Annotated in this window: 16 protein-coding genes; 11 read left to right on the top strand and 5 right to left on the bottom strand. The window is 49.8% G+C overall.

Annotation, left to right across the window (positions count from 1 at the left end; all coding sequences use genetic code 11):
* Window positions 1–276: 276 nt before the first annotated feature.
* A complete protein-coding gene (locus ABEW34_RS30935; RefSeq protein ID WP_430165390.1) occupies window positions 277–2,271 on the top strand; it encodes a methyl-accepting chemotaxis protein in 1,995 nt (664 codons plus the stop codon).
* Window positions 2,272–2,512: 241 nt separating this feature from the next.
* On the opposite strand, the gene ABEW34_RS30930 is transcribed toward ABEW34_RS30935, so the two are convergent.
* The 5 genes from ABEW34_RS30930 to ABEW34_RS30910 form a co-directional block, all read right to left on the bottom strand.
* Window positions 2,513–3,682, bottom strand: coding sequence for a MalY/PatB family protein (locus ABEW34_RS30930; RefSeq protein WP_430165387.1), 1,170 nt, complete (start codon window positions 3,680–3,682; stop codon window positions 2,513–2,515).
* 18 nt (window positions 3,683–3,700) lie between these two features.
* Complete coding sequence (locus tag ABEW34_RS30925; protein WP_430165385.1) at window positions 3,701–4,441, bottom strand: amino acid ABC transporter ATP-binding protein; 741 nt, start codon at window positions 4,439–4,441, stop codon at window positions 3,701–3,703.
* 10 nt (window positions 4,442–4,451) lie between these two features.
* Window positions 4,452–5,120, bottom strand: a complete 669-nt coding sequence (locus tag ABEW34_RS30920) for an amino acid ABC transporter permease (RefSeq protein WP_430165382.1) — start codon at window positions 5,118–5,120, stop codon at window positions 4,452–4,454.
* Between the two features lie 3 nt (window positions 5,121–5,123).
* The gene (locus ABEW34_RS30915; protein ID WP_430165379.1) at window positions 5,124–5,939 is read right to left on the bottom strand and encodes a transporter substrate-binding domain-containing protein; all 816 of its coding nucleotides are present in this window, start codon (window positions 5,937–5,939) and stop codon (window positions 5,124–5,126) included.
* A gap of 207 nt (window positions 5,940–6,146) precedes the next feature.
* A complete protein-coding gene (locus ABEW34_RS30910; protein ID WP_430165376.1) occupies window positions 6,147–7,190 on the bottom strand; it encodes a LacI family DNA-binding transcriptional regulator in 1,044 nt (347 codons plus the stop codon).
* A 208-nt stretch (window positions 7,191–7,398) separates the two neighbouring features.
* Between ABEW34_RS30910 and ABEW34_RS30905 the strand changes: the two genes are divergently transcribed.
* The 10 genes from ABEW34_RS30905 (at window position 7,399) to ABEW34_RS30860 (ending at window position 21,175) form a co-directional block, all read left to right on the top strand.
* Window positions 7,399–8,199 (top strand): enoyl-CoA hydratase/isomerase family protein, encoded by an 801-nt coding sequence (locus ABEW34_RS30905; RefSeq protein ID WP_430165373.1) that lies wholly within the window; start codon window positions 7,399–7,401, stop codon window positions 8,197–8,199.
* Window positions 8,200–8,271: 72 nt separating this feature from the next.
* On the top strand, window positions 8,272–9,870 hold the full coding sequence (locus ABEW34_RS30900; protein ID WP_430165370.1) for an acyl CoA:acetate/3-ketoacid CoA transferase: 1,599 nt from the start codon (window positions 8,272–8,274) through the stop codon (window positions 9,868–9,870).
* A gap of 623 nt (window positions 9,871–10,493) precedes the next feature.
* Window positions 10,494–12,245: an ABC transporter substrate-binding protein gene (locus tag ABEW34_RS30895; protein ID WP_430165367.1), complete on the top strand. Its 1,752-nt coding sequence runs from the start codon at window positions 10,494–10,496 to the stop codon at window positions 12,243–12,245.
* A gap of 232 nt (window positions 12,246–12,477) precedes the next feature.
* Window positions 12,478–14,184 (top strand): sensor histidine kinase, encoded by a 1,707-nt coding sequence (locus ABEW34_RS30890; RefSeq protein ID WP_430165364.1) that lies wholly within the window; start codon window positions 12,478–12,480, stop codon window positions 14,182–14,184.
* A complete protein-coding gene (locus tag ABEW34_RS30885) occupies window positions 14,184–15,893 on the top strand; it encodes a response regulator transcription factor (RefSeq protein ID WP_430165361.1) in 1,710 nt (569 codons plus the stop codon). Before ABEW34_RS30890 ends, ABEW34_RS30885 begins: the two co-directional genes overlap by 1 nt.
* Before the next feature lie 244 nt (window positions 15,894–16,137).
* Entirely contained in the window at window positions 16,138–17,472 is a 1,335-nt protein-coding gene (locus ABEW34_RS30880; protein WP_430165358.1) for an ABC transporter substrate-binding protein, read from the top strand.
* Between the two features lie 88 nt (window positions 17,473–17,560).
* Window positions 17,561–18,433: a carbohydrate ABC transporter permease gene (locus ABEW34_RS30875; RefSeq protein ID WP_056037300.1), complete on the top strand. Its 873-nt coding sequence runs from the start codon at window positions 17,561–17,563 to the stop codon at window positions 18,431–18,433.
* A 10-nt stretch (window positions 18,434–18,443) separates the two neighbouring features.
* Window positions 18,444–19,274, top strand: a complete 831-nt coding sequence (locus ABEW34_RS30870; RefSeq protein ID WP_430165354.1) for a carbohydrate ABC transporter permease — start codon at window positions 18,444–18,446, stop codon at window positions 19,272–19,274.
* Complete coding sequence (locus ABEW34_RS30865; protein ID WP_430165351.1) at window positions 19,274–20,236, top strand: phosphoglycerate dehydrogenase; 963 nt, start codon at window positions 19,274–19,276, stop codon at window positions 20,234–20,236. The genes ABEW34_RS30870 and ABEW34_RS30865 overlap by 1 nt, the downstream gene beginning before the upstream one ends.
* Before the next feature lie 45 nt (window positions 20,237–20,281).
* Window positions 20,282–21,175, top strand: a complete 894-nt coding sequence (locus tag ABEW34_RS30860) for a dihydrodipicolinate synthase family protein (protein WP_430165349.1) — start codon at window positions 20,282–20,284, stop codon at window positions 21,173–21,175.
* Window positions 21,176–21,211 lie beyond the last annotated feature (36 nt).

Genomic DNA, 21,211 nt, shown 5'->3' with positions numbered 1-21,211 from the left:
ATGAATATGGAATGGTTAGAGGGGCAAATACTGCTCCTCTTTCTTTATTTTAATTACGTGATAAGGAATAGAAAGGGAATAACGCTCTAGAATGGAATGATTTAGCATCCTGTTATATTATGAAGCAGCGCTCAGACTGAAACATTCATTTTTTTGTTGAAAATTTGTTACATTTGCAATGAAAAATCTATCAATTTTCAAATGAGGTCTGTCGACTATATTACATATACAATAAATACAAGCTGGGGACATTACATCATGAAGGAGAAGAGAGAGATGAAGAAAAAACCGCAATGGAAGCAAAAGTTTTATATGAGGAGGCTCAGAGGAAGGCTTCTTCTCTACATTTCCCTGATGCTGATCTTTTCACTGCTCGTTTCTACATTCTTTTCTTATACCAATGCTAAAATTCAGCTTCAAGATAAAATGGGACAAACAGCAGCTTCCACCGTATCCTCGCTTAATATGGCGATCGATCAAATCGTCGGGCTAGAGAAAGCCAATGTGAAGCAATTAGCCTATTTTCTCTCAGCAGCAGCCGTAGACGAAAAAGCGAACACTACTCAGGCGCTTATTGATAATTTTACCGCAAGCCATCCTGAGGTGGAAATTGTAACGCTTGGCAATGCGAATGGCAGCTGGATGAAATCGCCGAATCCGGGGCAGGAGGATTATGATCCGCGGGAGCGCTCTTGGTACAAGGCGATTATGGCGGCCCCAGGAGAAGTTGTCGTATCGCAGCCGGGCTTATCAGCAACGACCAATAAGTATACGATTACCGTATCTCAAACGTTTGCCGATGGCCAGGGCGGCGTTACGGTTGCTTTGAGCGTAGAGGCAATCGGGCAATTAATTCAAAACGTTAAAATCGGTTCAGAGGGCTTTGTTTATTTGATGGATCAGCAGGGCGTTATTTTAGCGCATCCTACAATTGAAGTAGGAACACCGATTAGTAACGAAGGTATCCAGACTATTCTGGAGCAAGATAGCGGGGAGCTCTTTTACAATGATCCGATTAACAATGTGGAACGCAAAGCTTTCTACATCACGAATAAGGATACCGGATTAAAATTGGTCGGCGCTCTGCCAACCGAGGAGTTTAATGAGGCCGCACTTCCTATTTTGCTTAATTCGTTCCTCGTCATGGTCATATCGCTGGTTGCCGCATTCGTCATTTTGTTCTTTATTATCCGGGCGATTACAAGGCCTATTGAGCAATTGAACCGTGCAGCTAGACGGGTAAGCGAAGGCTATTTGCAGGAAAAAGTCGAGACGAAGCGCCGGGATGAAATCGGGGAGCTAGCTGGAAATTTCAACGCGATGGTCGATTCACTGCGCGGTATTGTAATGGAAGTGGCAGATTCGTCGAATCAGCTGGCCGCTGCCAGCCAGCAGCTTAGCGCAAGCACGACAGAAAATACGAAGACGGTGGAGCTAGTATCGGAACTTATTGGCGGAGCAGCTCAAGGGGCGGACAATCAAGCGCGCATGACGGACGAAACGCGCAGAACGATGGAGGAAATGGCGATCGGCATTACGAGAATTGCTGAGGCATCGTCCGAAATTGTGCAATCGTCGAAAGAGACGGAGCAGAATGTCGCGGAAGGCAGCGATAAAGTACAGGAAGTAACCGTTCAAATGAGAAAGATCGGTGAATCGATCGACCGATCCTCCGAGCAGATTGAGCAGCTGCATGATCTGAGCGCGCAGGTGACGCAGATGAGTACAGCGATTGCAGGCATTGCCAAGCAGACGAATCTTTTGTCGCTTAATGCGGCTATTGAAGCTTCACGGGCGGGCGATCACGGCAAAGGCTTTGCTGTCGTTGCACAGGAAGTGCAGAAGCTGGCAGACCAGACGAAGACGACAGCCGATCAAATATTGGAGACGATTGGCCAGATGACGAAGCTGGTTGCAGCTACTTACGATATGATGAAATATAAAGTTTCCGAGGATATGCGGGGAGGACTGCGCATAACGGAGGAAGCGGGGCAGGCGCTGGCAAGCATTGAACAATCCACGAGGCTGATTGTCCAGCAAATTCATGATGTATCGGCGGTAACGGAGGAGATGTCGGCAAGTGCCGAGGAAGTAGCGGCGTCGATTCACGAGGTTTCGGGCATTGCGAATGAGTCGTCACAATCATTCCGCCAAGTGACGCAAGCTGGCAATCAGCAGCTTGATGCAATGGAGGGCATTTCATCATCGGCAGTCGGCCTATCGGAAATTGCTTCCGAGCTGCAAAATAAAGTAGGCAGCTTTAAGTTGTAAGCTGCGATCGTACGGTCGTACGATCGCACGGTCGCACGCCTGATTAGTGTAGAAAAGATATGAATAAGGGAATAAATAAGGAATTAAATACGGAAATAAATACAAAAATAGCCGTCCTGCTCAGCCTAGTGGCTGCCATGCAGGACGGCTATTTGCTTGTGTTGTGCAGGCTGAACACTACACTATCGCGAAAGCCAAACAGCGCAGCTTCACGAACAGCCTATACCCGACAAGTGTGGGGTTATCCAAGCTTGGAAACAGCTAGCTTCATTTGGTAAAGCGCTCGTTCCAGCACAGCCTTCGGGAAGCCGACACTCATGCGAAGAAAGCCTTCGCCATTGCCGCAGGAGGAGCCATCCCTGAACGCAATTTTTGCCTCCCGCATAAAATAAGGAGCAAGCTGCTCTGGCGGAAGGCCCAGCTCACGAGCATCAAGCCATAATAAATAGGTGGCTTCCGGCTGAATGAGCTTGATTTGCGGAATGTGCTCCCGCAAATATTCCCCTACAAACCGTACATTTTCCTCCAGGTATGCAACGAGTTGATCTACATAGTAGCCGCCATGCCAATAGGCAGCCTCCAGTGCCACTATGCCGAACACGGGACGGTCAATCGCTTTGTTGTTGATGAGGGCAATGCGGAAAGCTTCACGCCAGCGCTCATTAGGAATGATAGCGGCAGATGCGCGCATGCCCGCGAGGTTGAACGTTTTACTCGGATTGACGGTGACCATGCATTGCTGAGCGATATCTTCCGAAATGGCTGGCAGCGGAATGTGGGTAAACGCCTCGTAAGCCAGATCAGCATGTACTTCGTCTGCGATGACGAATACATGGTAGCGCAGGCAAAGCTCAGCGATTCTGGTCAGCTCAAGCTTTGTCCAGCAGCGTCCGACCGGATTATGCGGATTGCAAAGCAGCATCAGCTTCGTACGTGGGTTGCTGAGCTGGCGCTCCAAATCCTCAAAATCGATCTCGTAGCGTCCATTGTGCAGCTTGAGCTTGTTTTCCGCTTTAATGCGTCCGCTATTATCAATCAAGCTGTGGAAAGCATGATAGACAGGTGTCTGAATCAATACCCGGTCACCAGGCTGCGTGAAAGCTTGCACGGCAAATACGAGGGAAGAGCCAACAGAGGGAGAATACTCGACCCATTTCGGCTCTATCTTAAATTGAAAGCGGCTTGCCATCCAATGCTGGACAGCATTCGCCAGTCCCTCGCTTTCGGCCACGTAGCCAAACATGCCATGGTCTACCCGTGCAGCGAGCGCATCAATAATGGGCTGCGCCGTTGTAAAATCGGTTTCTGCCAGATGCATGGGCAGCACATCTTCCGGAAATAGAGTGTGCATTTGTGAATCGGTATGACGTCGATCGAGCTGTACGCTAAAATTATGTGTGCGAGTCATCATTTGCCTCTTCCCCTGTCGTCAGTTTTTGGAAAAGACCGTTCCTAAAAATTTCTTCGTCCGCTCCTGCTGCGGTTGTCCGAACAGGCTTTGCGGATCGCCTTCCTCGATTATCGAGCCGTCCGCCATAAAGATGACGCGGTCAGCAATTTCCCGAGCGAAGGACATTTCATGGGTCACAATCAGCATCGTTGTGTCTGTATCCACGATCGAGCGGATGACCTGCAGAACTTCCCCTACAAGCTCGGGGTCTAGTGCCGAGGTTGGCTCATCGAGTAAAATCACCGCAGGATTGACGGCCAGTGCACGAGCAATCGCTACGCGCTGCTGCTGTCCGCCGGACAGCATGGCAGGATAGCTGTTCGCCTTGCTTGCCAGCCCTACTTGATCGAGCAGCTTGAGGCCGAGTGCTTCGGCATCGGGCTTGTTCATCTTTTTGGTGACAATGAGCGCTTCAATGACGTTTTGCAGCGCCGTTTTATTTTTGAATAAATTATAATGCTGGAAAACCATCGCTGATTTTTGTCTCAGGGCGTAGGCATCCGATTTCTTCAGCCTTCTCGCATCGACCTCAAAGCCATCGATTTCAATATGGCCGGCATCCGGCGTTTCCAGCAGGTTGAGGCAGCGAAGCAGCGTGGACTTGCCCGAACCAGATGGTCCAATAATTGCAACAACCTCGCGGCGCTTCACTTCCAGATTGATTTGCTTCAGCACCTCGTTATCACCGAAATGCTTGCTTAACCCGCTCACTTTTAGCATAACAGAACTCCTATCGATAAGGCTTGCTCATTGCCTTTTCCAATTTTCCCTGCAGCATGGTCAGCACGATCGTTACGGCCCAATAAATGAGGGCAACGGCGATATAGCTCTCCAAAAAACGGAAGGAGTTGCTGGCCAAAATTTTCGTTTGCGCGAAAATGTCGGTCACACCAACTGTAAAGGCGAGCGAGGACTCCTTGACCAGCATAATCAAATAGTTGCCTAGACTCGGAACGGCAACCCGCAGCGCTTGCGGCAAAATGACTCGGCGGAAGCCCTGCCATTTGGTCATGCCGACAGACAGGCAGGCTTCCATTTGCCCGCTGTCGACCGCATTCAGCGCCCCGCGGAATTCTTCCGCCAAATAGGCGGCATTTTTAAAGCTTAGGGCAATGATCGTTGCGGTAATCGCATCAATAAAGGTGAATTCCGGAAAAATCTGCGGGATTCCCACATAAAAGATAAACAACGTAACAAGAGTAGGCACCGAGCGGAAGAAGGAAATATATACCTTCGCCACCGGTGACAAAATAAAAACTTTATTGTTAATAATGAGCGCCAGCACAATACCCATAAGACAAGCGAGAAGCATCGAGCCGACCGCCAGCATCAGCGTCATCGGCAAATACTTCAGCAGCTTGGGTATCGCTTCGAATATAAACGCTGTATCGAAATTCATCGATTAGCTAGCCTTGCTGATGTCTTGTTTCAAATGTTCATTGGACAGCTTCGTCAGTGTACCGTCTTTTGCAAGAGCCTCAAGCGCTTCATTGAAAGAATCACGCAGCTTCTTGCCTTCTTCGGTGTTAGGGAACGGGAATGCTTCCTCATAAGTGTAAACCGGGTCTCCCGCTTTTTTCAAAGCAAGGCCTGAGTTGTCGATTAGCAGCTGTGCACCGGCGCGGTCCATAATATAAGCATCGATCCGTTTCAGCGCAACATCGTTGAGAATGACGCTTGGATCTTCATAGGTTGTAATGTTCAGCTCGTTGTTAGGATCATTGGCGCGCAAGTAAGCTTCTTTACTTGTACCAACGTCAACACCGATCTTCTTGCCTTTCAAATCAGCCAGCGATTTGATGGAATCATCATCAGCGCGGACAATTAGCTGTGCTCCGGAATAAATATAAGTGCTGGAGAAAATATATTTTTCTTTACGTTTTTCATTAGCTTCCACTTGGTTGGCGATCGTGTCGATTTTGCCAGCGTCCAGCATGCCGAACATGCCAGCCATATCAGCAGTCGTCCAGTTTACTTTCGTGTAGCCCAAATATTTGGCAACAGCTTCTGCTACGGCAATATCATAACCTTCCAGCTTGTCTCCGTCTTTCTTGGAGAAACCAATGCTGACGCCGAACGTAGCCAGATTTAATTCTTTGCTTTCTGCTTTGTTGCCGGAGCTAGCGCTTTCAGAATCATTAGTCGTTTTCGACCCGCATGCTCCCAGTACTAACGTCATGGCAAGCAATAATAAGACCACACTTTTTTTTCCAAACATATTGACAAAAGCCTCCTCTTAGTAGATCGATCTAATATCATTCAAACGTGTCCGGGTGTTGCTGTAGCCAGCGTAACCGTTCGCGCTTGATTCTATTAGCAAATAAACGCGCAACGTCTATTTCCTATTAGTTTTGTTGGAATTATAGCAAGTTAAAAATTGAATGTCAATGACCTTTTCGCCAGCTAAATGACAGGGGTGCATCGATTAATGCACGCCCATAAAATGTGTGGAGGATTCGCGAATAACAAGCTTTGGCGGCAAAATAATTCTAGCCGTCTCCTGCGGTGCTTGCGTCTCGCTGCTGATTCGTTGGTGCAGCAGGTTCGCTGCCTCGATTCCCCACTGGCCGGAGCCAACGGCAACGGTAGTCAGGCCGGGATTTGCAGTAGCGGCTTCTTTAATATCATCAAAACCTACGAGAGCCATGTCTTTGCCGGCAACAAGCCGATTTTCCCTAAGGCCAACGATGACGCCAAGCGCGACAATATCGTTATGGCACAGCGCCGCTGTAGGCAGCTTGTCCTGCCGGATCAGCTGATTAATAATGACAGCGCCACTCTCGCGCGTAGGCGGGCCAGGAATAATATGACGCTGATCGGTAGGAATGCGTGACTCCTCAAGTCCTTCCAGATAGCCGGCGAGCCGCTCGTTATATGCAGATGTATGAGGCGTACCGCCAAGCAAAGCAATGTGCTTATGCCCTTGGTCGGCCAAATGCCGGACAGCCATCTTCGTACCCCATTGGAAATCGGTGCCGATATAATCAACGCGTGCCCCGGAAATTTCACGGCCGATCAGGACGCAGGGGACGTTTAGTTGCTTCAGCCGGGCAAATACAGCAGGGTTTGTCCCCGCAACGGGAGCCATAATAATGCCGCAAACATGATGCTCCAGCATCGTCTCCAGTATGCGCTCCTGCTTGCTTTCCGACTCAAAGGTCATGCCGAGCAGCGTTGTATAACCGAGTTCATCGAGCCGGTCCTGCAAGTTGGCGAGCAGCTCAGAGAAGAAGGGATTACCGATATCCGTAATAATGATGCCCACAGTAGAAGAGCGTCTGGAGCGAAAGCTTGCTGCGACGCGATCATAGACATAACCGAGCTTATTCATCGATGCAAGAACCTTCTGTTTCGTCTGCTCAGTAATGGACGTACTGCCTCGGACGACGAGCGATGCCGTGGCGCGTGATACGCCTGCATCCTTCGCGACATCCTGAAGCGTTACGCGTTTTTCTTTTTTATCGCCCACAATCAGTCACACCTCTTTCATTAGTGAAAATTATAGTACATAATCGCAGCTTATGGAATGACTATAGATTCCCTATCCAGCTGTTGACAGGGGGGATGCCGTTTTTTTATAATCAATGGAAAGATTAGATCGATCTAATGACGAACGGCAGCTGTTCAAATGGACAGCAAAATATAATTAATAATCTCATATTAAGGTGGTTTTTGTCATGTCAGCAAATCCGGGAATTGAATTTCACAAGGAAGGCCGTATCGGAATTATCCGCTTCAACAACCCTCCGCTGAACTTGGGGACGAATAACGGGCTTGCCCTGCTTGAGAAGATTTTAGCCGACATTGAGTCGGATGGGGAGCTGCGCGCAGTCGTGCTTACCCATAATGGCAAAGTTTTCTCGGCGGGCTCGGACATGAATGAAATACAGCAGCATTTGGAAAAAGATACGTATGTCAGCGACAAAATGGAAAGCGAGATCCGGCTGCGCACCCGCCTATCCGTCCTTCCGATACCAACGATTGCCGCGCTGGACGGCTCTGCCTATGGCGGCGGTTTCGACTGGGCGCTTAGCTGCGATATGCGGGTAGCTGCACCTCATGTTGTATTGTCACTACCAGAGGTAAACATTGGGTCATTCCCGGGAAGTGGCAGCGCCTACCGCATCACTCGTCTCATCGGAGCAGGAAGAGCGATGCAGTTTATGCTGCTTGCCAAGCCGATGAGTGCGCAGGAAGCGCTTAGCTTGGGCGTAGTCAACGAGATTGCAAACGAAGGAACCGCTTATGAGCTGGCCTATCGCTGGGCAGAGGAAATTGCCGCAAAATCCGGCTCGGCCGTACGCGCTGTAAAGGAAGCGATTACCCGCATTTTTATGCCAGAGCAGTCATGGCTTGATTTAACGCAGCTCGATATTTCGCAAAAGGTAGCGGAAAGCGAAGATTTTAAGGAAGGCATGCAGGCCTTCTTCGAGAAGCGTCCTCCTGTTTTTGCAGCCGATACAGTCCAAAAAGTGTAACATTCTAACCGCTGATTTGCTCGACCTATACAGCAGCACAGACGAAAGCAGCCGAAGAAGGAGAATTCCATCATGTCTAATGCAACTTTGAAAAAAAGAACGGGTCCGGTTCCCATTTTGACCGCCGATGAGGCCGTGCGCCTCATTCCTGACGGAGCTACGGTCGCCTTTAGCGGCGCCGGCGGCGGAATTGTCGAGGCGACTGCTGTTATTGAAGCACTCGCTGATCGCTATCATAAAGAACAGCAGCCAAGCGGGCTGACTTATCTTCACACAACCGGTCTCGGTGACCGGGCAGATAGAGGGATGAGCCCGATTGCGATTGCAGGCTTATGCGCCAAAGCGATTGGCGGGCATTGGGGGCAGTCGCCGCGGATGTCGGAGCTGGCTGAGAGGAACCAAATTGAAGCGTATTGCTTCCCGCAAGGTGTCATTACACAGCTGTTCCGTTCCACGGCAGCGGGGCATCCTGGTATTATAAGCCATGTTGGACTTGGCTCATTCGTTGACCCTCGCCAGCAAGGCGGCAAGCTTAACGAGCGCACGACGAAGGAGCTTGTCCGCCTGATGGAAATCGACGGCAAGGAATGGCTGTTCTATCCGTCGATTAAGCCGGATGTTGCGATTATTCGCGGCACGACGGCCGATACAGACGGTTATATTACGATGGAGGATGAACCGACATTTCTGGATGTGCTCAGCATTGCACAGGCTACGAAAAATAGCGGCGGCATCGTCATCGTACAAGTGCAGCGAATGGTTCAAGCTCGTTCGCAGCATCCGAAAACGATTAAAATTCCCGGCTTCCTGGTCGACGCCGTCGTCGTCGTTCCAGAGCAAATGCAGACGTACCAGACGGAAAGCAACCGCTATATGAGCGGCGATTTGCTTGCCGCGCAGGGTGGCATCGAGCCACTGCAGCTAACCGAACGCAAAATTATCGCAAGGCGAGCGCTCATGGAGGCATTCCCTGGAGCCGTAGCCAATCTGGGTGTCGGCATTTCCGATGGTGTTGGATATGTAGCAGCCGAGGAGGGCGTTGGCGAAGCGCTGACGTTTACGGTGGAGTTGGGTCCGATTGGCGGCACGCCAGCGAAGGGCATTATTTTTGGCGCGACGATCAGCCCTCGGGCGGTGCTTGACCAGCCGTACCAGTTCGATTTTTATGATGGCGGCGGTTTGGATGTCAGCTTCCTGAGCTTTGCTGAAATAGACCAAGCAGGCAATGTGAACGTTCATAAGTTCAATGGGAAAATTATGGGCGTGGGCGGTTTTATCGACATTGCCCAAAACTCAAAAAAAGTCGTGTTCAGCGGTACCTTTACCGCTGGCGGCCTCTCTGTTCAAGTAAATGACGGCAAGGTCGACATTGCAAAGGAAGGACGCTTCCGCAAAATCGTGCCCGCGCTCGCTGACATTTCTTTCAACGGCGCCGAGGCGGCGCAAAATGGCAAGGAAGTTATTTTTATTACGGAGCGAGCGGTGTTCCAGCTTACGGCACGCGGTCTGATGCTTTGCGAGATTGCCCCGGGAATCGATTTGCAGCGGGATATTCTTGATTTGCTGGCGTTTGAGCCGCTTATTGCACCGGAGCTCAAGCTGATGGATGCAAGGCTGTTCCAAGAGGAGCCTATGGGTCTCAAGCAAGAATGGGATGCTGCTGCAGTATGATTCGCTACAGTATGATTGGTTGATGCTCCAGTATGTTTGGTTGATGCTCCAGTATGCTTGGTTGCCTGGCCGTTGTCCGTTCCACTCATGTAAACTAGCCATAGGCTGAGTTACATTCGTCTGAACTACCAAAAGTCCAATCAACTCAAACATACTTCCGCCTGCAGTTAAAGAAAAGTCAAGACAAGAAGAGAGAACAACAAGAACAACAAGAACAACTTTTTTAACCATTAAAAACCGTCCAATTAATAAAAAGCCGTCGAATCTATGAGTGATTTGACGGCTTTTTGTGCTGTATTCCTAACATCTAAGATTCGACTCTGAGAATTGTTATCACTATAATGGGGAGAGGTGCTTTACGGTCTGACCGATTTGATCCATAGGAGTTGAACAAAGGCGATGAATTTGAATGAACACATACATTTGTGGAACCAAGCCTCCCTCAAGGTGCTTGATATCCGGCATGCGGTGCTGGAGCTAGGTGAGGAGCTGCGCTCGTATCAGCTGCCTGCGAGCGCTTTTCTTTTTACCGCGCGGGGGCAGGGGCGGATCATGCTTGATGGAGTGGAGCACTGCGCCGAGTCCTGTTATCTTTGCCATGCAGGCAAGGGGCGTTTCTTGATATGGAGCCAACCTCCGGTTCACTCGAATATTATTTTATATTTTATAAAGCGTCGTTACCGCTGCCTGTACGTAAGGAGTCTATGCAGCTGCTGGAGCGCAGCAAGCCGTTTCACATGCAATATGGCTTTGCGCCGCTGCATCATGCCGCTATTTATTTGAAAATCATCCGCATGGAGCAGGAATGGAAGCAAGCGGGCGCTTTGGAGAAGCTGCGGACAAAATCGCTGTTTTACCAGCTCATTTGCGAGCTTCTGGGGCAGCTGCATCACCAAGAGATTGCAGCGGCAGTGCCGGATATCGCTGTGCAGGCCAGCCGTTATTTGGATGAGCATTATGGCGAGGCGGTAACGCTTGCGCTGTTGTCCGAGCTGCTTCATTGCAGCCCAAGGCAGCTGCAGCGCCTGTTTAAAGCCCGCTATCAGGCGGGGCCTATCGATTATTTGATTCAAGTGAGGATGCTGAAAGCGAGAGAGCTGCTTTTAGGTACAGATGCTTCATTGAAGGAAATAGCAGCTGCGGTTGGTTATCCGGACAGCTATTATTTCAGCCGCATTTTCAAAAAGCATGTGGGCTCCTCCCCGAGCAGCTTTAAAATCGCCGGTGAGCCTGTGGCGGACAGTCGTCATAATCCATCCGGGTTGTCGCGATATGCAATTGCTGCAAGGAAGCGGCGTCCGTATAGTGGTAAAGGTAGTGATGAAAATCATTATCAATACCATTTTAGGGGTGCTGGGACGATGTACACAAACAGAAGCTTTAAAGCAGGATGGACGGTCAGTCTGCTGCTTAGTCTAACCTTGCTGCTGGCTGCATGCTCAGGCGCGGCAGTCACGAACACGAGCACAGGAGGAGGAGCGTCAGCTCCATCCAATAGCATAACTGCGTCGCCAAACGTAACCGACATGGGCTCGAAGGAAAGTGCCCCGCGAACCATTACTCATATGAAGGGCGAGCTGAAGCTGGAGCAAACGCCGCAACGAATTGCTGTGCTGGATACCCAGTTCATGGATCAGCTCATTGCCATTGGGGAGCAGCCTTCCGGCAGCGTGGTGACAGAATCCGAAAAATCGCAATTTCCGGATTACATGGCGGGCAAGCTGGTAGATGTCGTTACGCTCGGCACGAAGGATGAGCCTAATGTGGAAGCGATTATTGCTCTTGAGCCGGACATTATTATTGGTACGGAGTTTCAGGATAAAATATACGACCAATTGACCAAAATCGCGCCGACGCTTATTTTTGAACGCAATGAGGATTGGCAGACAACGCTGCAGACGTTTGGCCTCATGATGGACAAGGAGCAGGAAGCGCAGCAGGTGCTGGATCAATACAATAGCAAAATTACCGGGCTGAAAACCGAGCTGTCCGAAAAATACAAAGGACAGACGTTTGCGCTGCTAAGACCGCGTGACAATATTGTGAGGCTGCATACAACGTCCCACCGTACAGCCGCGCTTTTGTACAATGAGCTGGGGCTGACTCCGCCTGCAATGGCGGTAGATGCAGAGAACAGCAGTGTGTCGCTGTCGCTCGAGAAGCTTCCTGAGCTGGAGGCCGACCATCTCTTTCTGATGGAGGACAGCAGCAATTTGGAGCTGACGAAGGAATTCGAAAGCTCGGCCATTTGGAAAAGCATGAAAGCCGTCCAAAACGGCCATGTTTACAAAGAGGATACGAATTTGTGGATTGCCTATTATGGTCCGGTAGCGATTAATTTGGTGCTCGACCAAATCCAAGCGGCGCTAAAATAATAAGCAGCAATCATTTATTATGAATAAGGAAACAGGCATTTTTTGCACAAGCTATTTGTGCGGAAGATGCCTTTTTTATATGCGATTTTATTCAAGTGAACCTTCCTTTCTATTTATGCAAGATTAGGTAAGCGTTTTCTTTTACCCGAAAATGATGGTAGAATGGCGTTGATTCCCGTGACCCGCAGCAGGCAAGGAGACTGGACTTATCACATAAGGCGGAGGAAAAGCGATGAAGATGACGACATTTCGGAAAATGATAGCTTTGATTATTGCGCTGCTCATCCCGATTATTTTGCTTTACGGCTATTCGAACCAAGTGAGCGTAGATGTGGTGCAGACGACGATCAAGGAGCAGAATCTTAACCGTCTTGGTTTTTTTATGAGCCAGCTCGATATGATGGTAGACCAGCTTGTGAAGCACTCCACCTCGGCAAGCCGCGATTACAGCATTCGGGAGTATGTGGAGGGCCGGGGGAAAAATGATGAGCTAATCCAGCTCCAGCGCCACTTGCGCCTAGTGGATATGCTGAATATGCAAACGACGACGAGTGCCTGGACGAACCAAATAATTTTATATTTGCGCGACACCAAGGAGCTGATCTCGACGGATTATTCGGCCCATTATGATGAGCAGAAGCTCGAAGCCAGAGATATGGGCAAATGGGTTCATGAATATGCGACAACGTTCGGCATTAAGGAAATGCTGTTCAGCCGCATGCAGCAGTCGGACATGCCGAATTTGTATGTGGAGGTACGCTTCACCGATGCCAATTTAAAAAATATGCTCAATTCGCTCCAGCAGGATGAGGCGCGCGAGCCTTTTCTTTATCATCCCGGCGAAGCGCCGATCATGGGCTTTAACGGCAACTACCGGCTTGTTACGCAGGCGATGGAGCAACTGGAAAGCTTGCAGCTCGCGGGCAGCGGCAGTCTCAATCTTGAAATTAACCGCCAGCAATATATTGTGAATTATATCCAATCGTCAAGCCTCGGCTGGTATTTGGTCGATGTTGTGCCGCTTGCCAGCGTATTCGCACCGATTAATACGAGCCGCAATCTGTTTTATATTTCGATAGCCCTGCTAATGGCGCTCGGCGTTCTGTCTACCCTGCTGCTGTACCGCAATGTTCAGCGTCCGATTGTGCTGCTGGTGCGGGGAGTGCAGCGTATCAAGGACGGGCAATTTTCCACCCGACTGAAGCAGCGCCCCAACAATGAGTTTGAGTTTCTGTTCAGCAGCTTTAATGAGATGGCCGAGCAGATTCAGGAGCTGATCGACAAGGTGTACATGGAGACGCTGCGCTCCAAGGAAGCGACGCTGAAGCAGCTTCAATCGCAGATCAACCCCCATTTTTTATACAACTGTTTATTCTATATTAAAAATATGGCGAATCTCGGCGATAAGGAGGCAGTCGTGGCCATGTCGCTGAATTTAGGCGAATACTATCGCTACACGACACGGATGGAAAATAGCATGACGACGGTTCGAGAGGAGCTTAAGCTGGTGGAAAACTATTTGATCATTCAGCAGCTCCGTATCCAGCGTCTGCACTATGAAATCGACGTTCCTGAGGAGATGATGGATTTGCAAATACCACGGCTGCTCATTCAGCCCATTGTGGAAAATTCGGTTGTCCACGGAATTGAAAGCCAGCTGCAATTTGGTATTGTTCATATTAAAGGATTGCGCCAGAACGGCTTGAACCGGCTCATTATTGATGATAATGGCAGCGGCTTGACGAAGGAGGAGATGGTCAAGCTGCGAATGTCGCTCGCTCTCCCGTTGGATGAGCACACTGGATGCGGCCTCTGGAATACGCATCAGCGGCTGGCCCATTTATATGGCGGACAATCGGGACTGCAGTTCTCTGCTTCACCTTCGCCGCTGGACGGCTTTCGTACGGAAATCATTTGGGAGGACAAGGAGGAAGTGTGATGGAGAAGCAGCTGGCATTTAGACTATTGCTTGTGGACGATGAGGCGAGCGTAGTGGACAGCCTTGCCGATACGCTTCCATGGGAGCAAATCGGCATCGGGGCTGTGTTCAAGGCTTATTCCGGCGTAGAGGCTCTGGAAATTTTAAATACGAATACGATCGATATTCTAATAACCGATATACGGATGCCGGGCATCAGCGGATTGGAGCTGCTCCAGCAGGTGCGCAGAAGCTGGAAGCGGATTAAATGCATTTTGTTGTCCGGTCATGCCGAGTTTGCTTATGCGCAGCAGGCTATTGCCCATGCAACGTATGACTATTTATTAAAGCCGATTAGTGACGACCTCATTTTAGAAAAGGTGAGTGGGGCGGTTCAGGCATTAAAAAAAGAGCTGGACGAGAAGAGCTTCCATCAGCGCGTAGCAAGAGCCTTTCAAGAGAATTTGCCGAAGCTTCAGGGCGAGCTCTTGAATGAATTGCTGGAGGGACGTAAATATTCGGCGGAGCGGCTGCCCGAAAAGCTGGAATCGCTCAAAATTCCGGTTGCCATGGGACAACGCTTTGCGCTGATGCTCGTACGGCTGGAGGGCAAGCTGACGGAGATGGATTTCTATAGTCTGTCCCTGATGGAATATGCCGTCAGCAATATGGCGGAGGAGCTGTTCGAGGAGCGCTTCCGCCTCTGGACATGCAAAACCATTCACGGCTACTTGGTTGGCGTCGTTACGGAAATTTCAGAAAGCACTGACGAGCCGCCTATTGGGGAAAAGCAAGAGGAGAATGGGGAGCCGCTGTCCGGCTTATCAGAAGATGGCAAAGCTCTTGATGAAGAGCTCCAGCTCAAAGCCTCGCAGCTTCAGCTCAGCGTCAATCATTATTTAAGAGGTGAGGTTTCTGTACTCGTCAGCCAATGGGGACTGTTCCCGGATGATGTCAAGCAGCGGTATGAGGATGCCTTGCTGGCGCTGCGTCGGCAGATTGGCAGCCAAAGCGGCCTGTTTATCCATGTCGCCAGCGATATCGCCCGTCAGTTGCCGGTTCATTCACTCCAGCGGCTTTACGAGCCGCCGATGCTCATTCATTTAATGGAATCGGGCAGCTGGGACATGGCTGAGCAGAAGCTCAGCGGCATCTGGAGTGAGCTGAACCAAGGCTGGCCGGATTCTCCGGAGCATCTGATGGAAGTGTTTTTCTCCATCTATTCCTCGTTCAGCTCCTTCGCACACAAAAACGGGCAGGAGCTGGCGGAGATGATCGGCTCCGGTTTATCGGATATGAGCGGGCTGCTGCCAAGCCGCTCCATTACGGCATTAAAAAGCTGGATAGACGGCGCTTTCCGGCTGCTGCGGCAAAGCATGGAAAATGATACGAGAAATGACCGTGAAATAACGGTAGGCAAAATCCGCAGCTACATTGAGAAAAATCTCGTCACCGATGTGACGCTGCAAGCGATCGCCGATTATCTGTTTATGCATCCGGTTCATGTATCGCGGATTTTCAAGCTTGCGACGGGCGAAAATGTGAGCGATTATGTGCTGCGGCTCAAGATGGAGCTGGCAGCGTCGATGCTGGCAAACCCAAGCCTGAAAAGCTATGAAATCGCGCTCCAGCTTGGTTATCAGAACCCGAATTATTTCAATAAGGTGTTCAAAAAATATTATTCTCTGACGCCCCAGGAGTTCCGGCAAAGGCTGGAGGGCGGCAAGTAGCCGAAATAGAGAATGCCATAACAGCGGCGCCGTAATCCGAGCGATGGAGCGGTGCTGTTTTTTTGTACTATTTTTCCCCGTAAAAAGGCTTTAGTGGAATCGTGTTAATTTTGTATCATTCGATTAAATTGTTGTCATATTATCTTTTAACCATTCGAATTAAGATAGGGACAGAAGCATGAAAGCGCTTCAACTAAGATGATGCTGTACGTGAAAAAAAGCGAAACGGGAGGTCAGCATTTCTATGAAAAACGGATTGAAAAAAGCAGTGGCGGTTTCATTATTGACAGTTGTCGTGGCAGGCTGCGGTAATGCGGGCAATCAGGGAACGGCGAATAACAGCGGTTCGACGGCGCAATCGGGCAGCGGCGAGAAGCCTACATTGACCTTTTGGATGAAGAAGCAGCTGTTTGATGATCAAAACACGTTAATTACAGAGCGTGCTAAGCAATTTGGAGAAGAAAACAATGTGAATGTAAATGTGGAGCTGATTGCCTACGAGGATTTTTATCCTAAGTGGACGGCGGCCATTGAATCCAAATCGGTACCGGATGTATCCTTTTTCGGCTATCAGGAAATTGGCCAGTTTTACGGAAAAGACGTTTTGGAGGATGTAAGTGATGTGGTTGCCAGCCTGCAAGGCAAAAGCGCCATTAATGAAAATGCGAAAAAAGCGATAACGTTCAGCGGCAAGCAATATGGTGTGCCCTTCTGGACCGAGACGCAGGTGCTTTACTATCGCAAGGATTTGCTCGCTAATGCAGGCTATACGGAGCCTCCAAAAACATGGGACGAGCTTAGGGAAATGGGCAAAAAGCTGACAGATACGAGTAAAGGCCTATATGGCATCGGGATGGGCTATGGCAAAGGAAACTCCGACGCCGAGTTTCTGACTCGCGGCATTATTTGGTCCTACGGCGGATCTGTCGATACGCAGGACGGCAAAACGGTCATTGCGGATTCGCCGGAAACGGTACAGGCCGCTTCGTTTATCCGTGATATTTTCTTAACGGATAAAAGCACGCCGCCAAGTGCAATCGGCTGGGATGATGCAGGCAACAATAAAGCTTATTTGAGCGGACAAGCAGCGATGATTTTTAACACGGGCAGCGTGCTCGCGACGATCAAGAAGGACAACCCGGACTTGTATGAAAAAACCGGTATCGCGCCTTATCCGGCCGGTCCTAAAGGCACCTTTATTCCAGGCATCAGCAACAATCTCGGCATTTTCAAAGATTCGAAAAACAAGGATTTGGCTAAAAAATTCATCTCCTACATGCTGGATAAAGACTGGTATAAATCATGGATTGAGAAGGGTGCTCCACTGACGGCTCCCGTATATGACGAGCTGGCGAAGGAAGCGGTATGGCAAGACGAGAAAAACAAAGCCTTTGTTGAATCCGTTGCTGGCTTTAATTTCCTCGGCTATCCTGGCGAGTACAATGCGAAGGCGGGGGAAGTGTTCAATCTTCGCATCGTCAACGATACGTTCCAGAAGCTGCTGCTTGAAACGAGCTACACGCCGGAAGCGGCTATCACAGATATGCAGGCTAAAATTCAAGAGGTTTACAGCAAATAAGCTTTTGTAAAGTAAGCTGTTATTAATTCGGCGGCGGACGGCCAGAGTATCTGGCCCTCCAATGCCTTTAAGTAAGGCGGGATGAGGCTTGAATACAAACCAAAACAATAAACTGGCTTATTTCCTCATGAGCCCGGTATTGATTTATCTGCTTGCGGTTATGGTGCTGCCATTTGGCTGGGCGCTTTATCTAAGCTTTACGAATAAAGTCGTAGGAGCGGATGCGGTTTTTATCGGGCTCGGCAATTATTTGGAGCTGCTGCAGGATTCGGCATTCTGGAAAGCGACGTGGAATACCGTTGTTTTTACCGGCGTAGCCGTGTTATTCAAAACAGTATTCGGCATGATTATGGCGCTGGTGCTTAATGAAAAGATCATTTTCCGCAATACGTTCCGTGTCCTCTTATTTTTACCTTGGACGATCCCGACTATCGTATCGGTATTTACCTGGCAGTGGATTTACTCCGATGTTGGCGGAGTGCTGAATTTCCTGCTATTGAAAGTCCATCTGATCGATCAACCGCTTGGCTGGCTGGCAAGGCCGGATCTTGCAATGTTCTCGGTCATTCTGGTTAACGTATGGCGGGGCATCCCCTTTATGGGCATCGCAATACTAGCTGGGCTTCAGACCGTATCGAAGGAAATGTATGAAGCAGCTATGCTGGACGGGGCTGGCGCGGTCAAGCGTTTCTGGCATATGACGCTGCCATCGGTGAAGGAAGTAACGATACTTGCTGCAGTGATGACTACGATTTGGACCTTGAACGATTTCGAAATTATTTGGCTGCTGACGCGTGGAGGCCCAGCCAATGCGACACAGGTGCTTTCTACGCTAAGCTATACGATCGGATTTTTGAATATGAGCCTTGGGAAAGCGATTGCCATCGCCATTATGACGATGCCGCCATTGATCCTGCTGATCAACTACGTGACGAAGCGCTCGCTTTCATCCAGAGATTAGGTGATAAAGGATGGAAAATAAATCTATCGGCAAACAGGTTCTCGTCTATGGAACGTTAGCGTGTTTATTGATTTTTGCTTTGTTCCCCCTGTATTGGATGCTGAATACGTCCTTCAAGTCGCAGGGGGAAATCTATAATATGACGCCGTCCTTCTGGCCGCAAGTGTTCAGTTGGTCCGCTTATGAGAAGCTGCTTACGGAGAAGGGATTTTTATCGAATATTAAAAATAGTCTATACGTATCGCTGATCGTTTCTTTTCTATCGATTTTGTTCAGCATGCTGGCTGCTTATGCCATTTCCAAATTGCAGTTCAAGGGCCGCGGCTTTATATCCAGAGGAATCTTGTACGCCTACTTGATGCCGCGAGCGGTGCTGTTTATTCCGCTTTATATGCTGGTGAATGCGATTGGGCTGAGCAATTCGATTTATGGCCTCATGCTTATATATCCTACGATTACAATTCCATATGCAACTTGGATGCTCGTCTCCTATTTTAAATCGATTCCGGGTGAGATTGAGGAAGCGGCGATGATCGACGGCTGCAGCCGGGCGCGTACGATGTGGAGCGTTATTTTTCCCCTTGCTGCCCCGGGGCTTGCTGCAACCTTCATCTTTGCTTTCACGCTTTGCTGGAGTGAATATTTATATGCTCTCGTCATTGTGACGAAATCGAGCGACAAGACGATTACGCTTGGTCTGTCAGATATGATCGTTGGCGATGTATTCGCTTGGGGACCGCTGATGGGCGGCTCGATTATCGCTTCCATTCCAGTCATTATTATGTATTTGTTTACATCAAAATATATGGTTAGCGGGATGACCGTTGGAGGAGTCAAATAATGAGCACAAAGCATAAAGTTCTAGTGACAGCGACGAACTATTCGCTGCTATGCGCCGATGCGAAACAGATGCTTGAGGAGGCAGGCTGCGAAGTTATCGAGAACAAGCTTGGCCGTCCCCATACATTTGAGGAGCTGGCTCCGCTTGTTGCAGATATCGACGGAGTCGTGGCTGGCGTAGATACATGGGACGAAGCGATTTTTAAGCTGGCGCCAAAGCTCAAGGGCATTGCCCGCTTCGGCGTTGGCGTTGACAATATTGATCTGGTGAAGGCGAAGGAATACGGTGTCAAGGTGGCGAATGTGCCTGGCGGCAACGCCAATGCGGTTGCAGAGCTGACGATTGGGCTGATTTTGTCGATGCTGCGCAACATTCCGACGCTTGAGCGATCGGCAAGACGCGGGTACTGGGACCGTACCGTCGGCTTAGAGCTGGCGGAGCGTACCGTCGGGCTGCTTGGCTTCGGCAACATTGCCCAGATGGTAGCGAAGAAGCTGCAGGGCTTCGATGTAGAGATCATCGCTTACGACAAATATCCGAATGAAGGGAAGGCGAAGGCGCTCGGGGTCAAGCTTGTTTCCTCCGATGAAGTACTCGCTCAGAGCGATGTCGTCAGCATGCATCTGCCTAGTTTGAAGGAAACGTATCATATGATGAGCGACCAGCAATTTGAACGGATGAAGCCGGCTGCCTATTTCGTCAATACGGCGCGGGGGGCTCTCGTAGATGAGCAGGCGCTGTACAAGGCATTGAAAAAGGGCAGCATCGCTGGAGCAGCAATCGACGTGTACGAGCAGGAGCCGGTAGCGGCGGACAATAAGCTTTTTGAGCTGGAGAAGCTGATTGCAACGCCTCATACCGCAGCGGAAACGACAGAGACGTATTATCGGGTTGGCCTGGATACGGCGCAAGCGCTGCTGGATATTTTTGCAGGCAAGGATCCTGTTCATTTGCTTCGTTAACTTGCAGCCTTAACTAAACCATAATTAGAAAGAGGGATTGGCACGATGAAACGTTTGTACGGTGTGACGACCGCGATGGTGACGCCATTCACTAAAGAAGGACATGTCGATTTAGCGAAGGTAGAAGCGCTGACCGAGTTTCTGATTTCCAAAGGCGTGCACTGCCTGTTCCCGCTGGGGACGACCGGAGAAATGGTGCGGCTGTCGGTTGACGAGCGGAATGCAGTTGCGGAAACGGTAGTGAAGACAGCGGGGGGAAGAGTTACCGTATTTATTCATGCAGGTGCGGCAACGCAGGCTGATACGATCTTGCTGGCACAGCATGCCCATCAGATTGGGGCTGACGGTGTTGGTGTAGTCACACCGTTTTTCCTTGGAGCAAACGATGCAGAGCTGGAGCAATATTATGTGACGGTGGCGTCCAGTTTGCCCGCTGATTTCCCCGTCTACTTGTACAATATTCCGCAATGCGCATCCAATGATCTCAAAACGGAGGTTGCAAAGAGAGTAGCAGAGCGCTGCGGCAACGTAGTCGGCGTTAAATACAGCTATCCGGATTTTCTGCGAACGAATGAATACCTGTCCATAAAAGGCGGCGATTTCTCCGTGATGCAAGGAGCTGATCGTTTGTTCCTGCCGGCGCTTGCTATGGGCTGTGACGGTGTAATATCCGGTGTGTCGTGTGTATACCCGGAGCCGTTTGTGGCGGTATACAACGCTTACCAGGCGAAAGATTTGGATAAAGCACGCGAATGGCAGCGCGTCGCGATTCAATATTGCGAGGTACTGAGAAGCGGCGCGAATATGTCCTTTTTCAAGGAGGCGCTCAAGCTTCGCGGCATAGATGCCGGCTTTATGCGAGCGCCGCAGCTTGATCTTAGCGCTGGGGAAGTGGAGGCGCTCAAGCAGCAGCTGGATGGTCTGCCGCAGTTGACCTAGGTGATGCTTGTTTTACTCTAGGGCGTGTCTGAGAAC

The organism is Paenibacillus algorifonticola, from assembly GCF_050481745.1.
In the GTDB taxonomy this organism is placed as follows: Bacteria; Bacillota; Bacilli; order Paenibacillales; family Paenibacillaceae; genus Pristimantibacillus; species Pristimantibacillus algorifonticola_A.
Note: the sequence above shows the minus strand (reverse complement) of the source record. Positions and strands in the feature narration are given on the sequence as shown.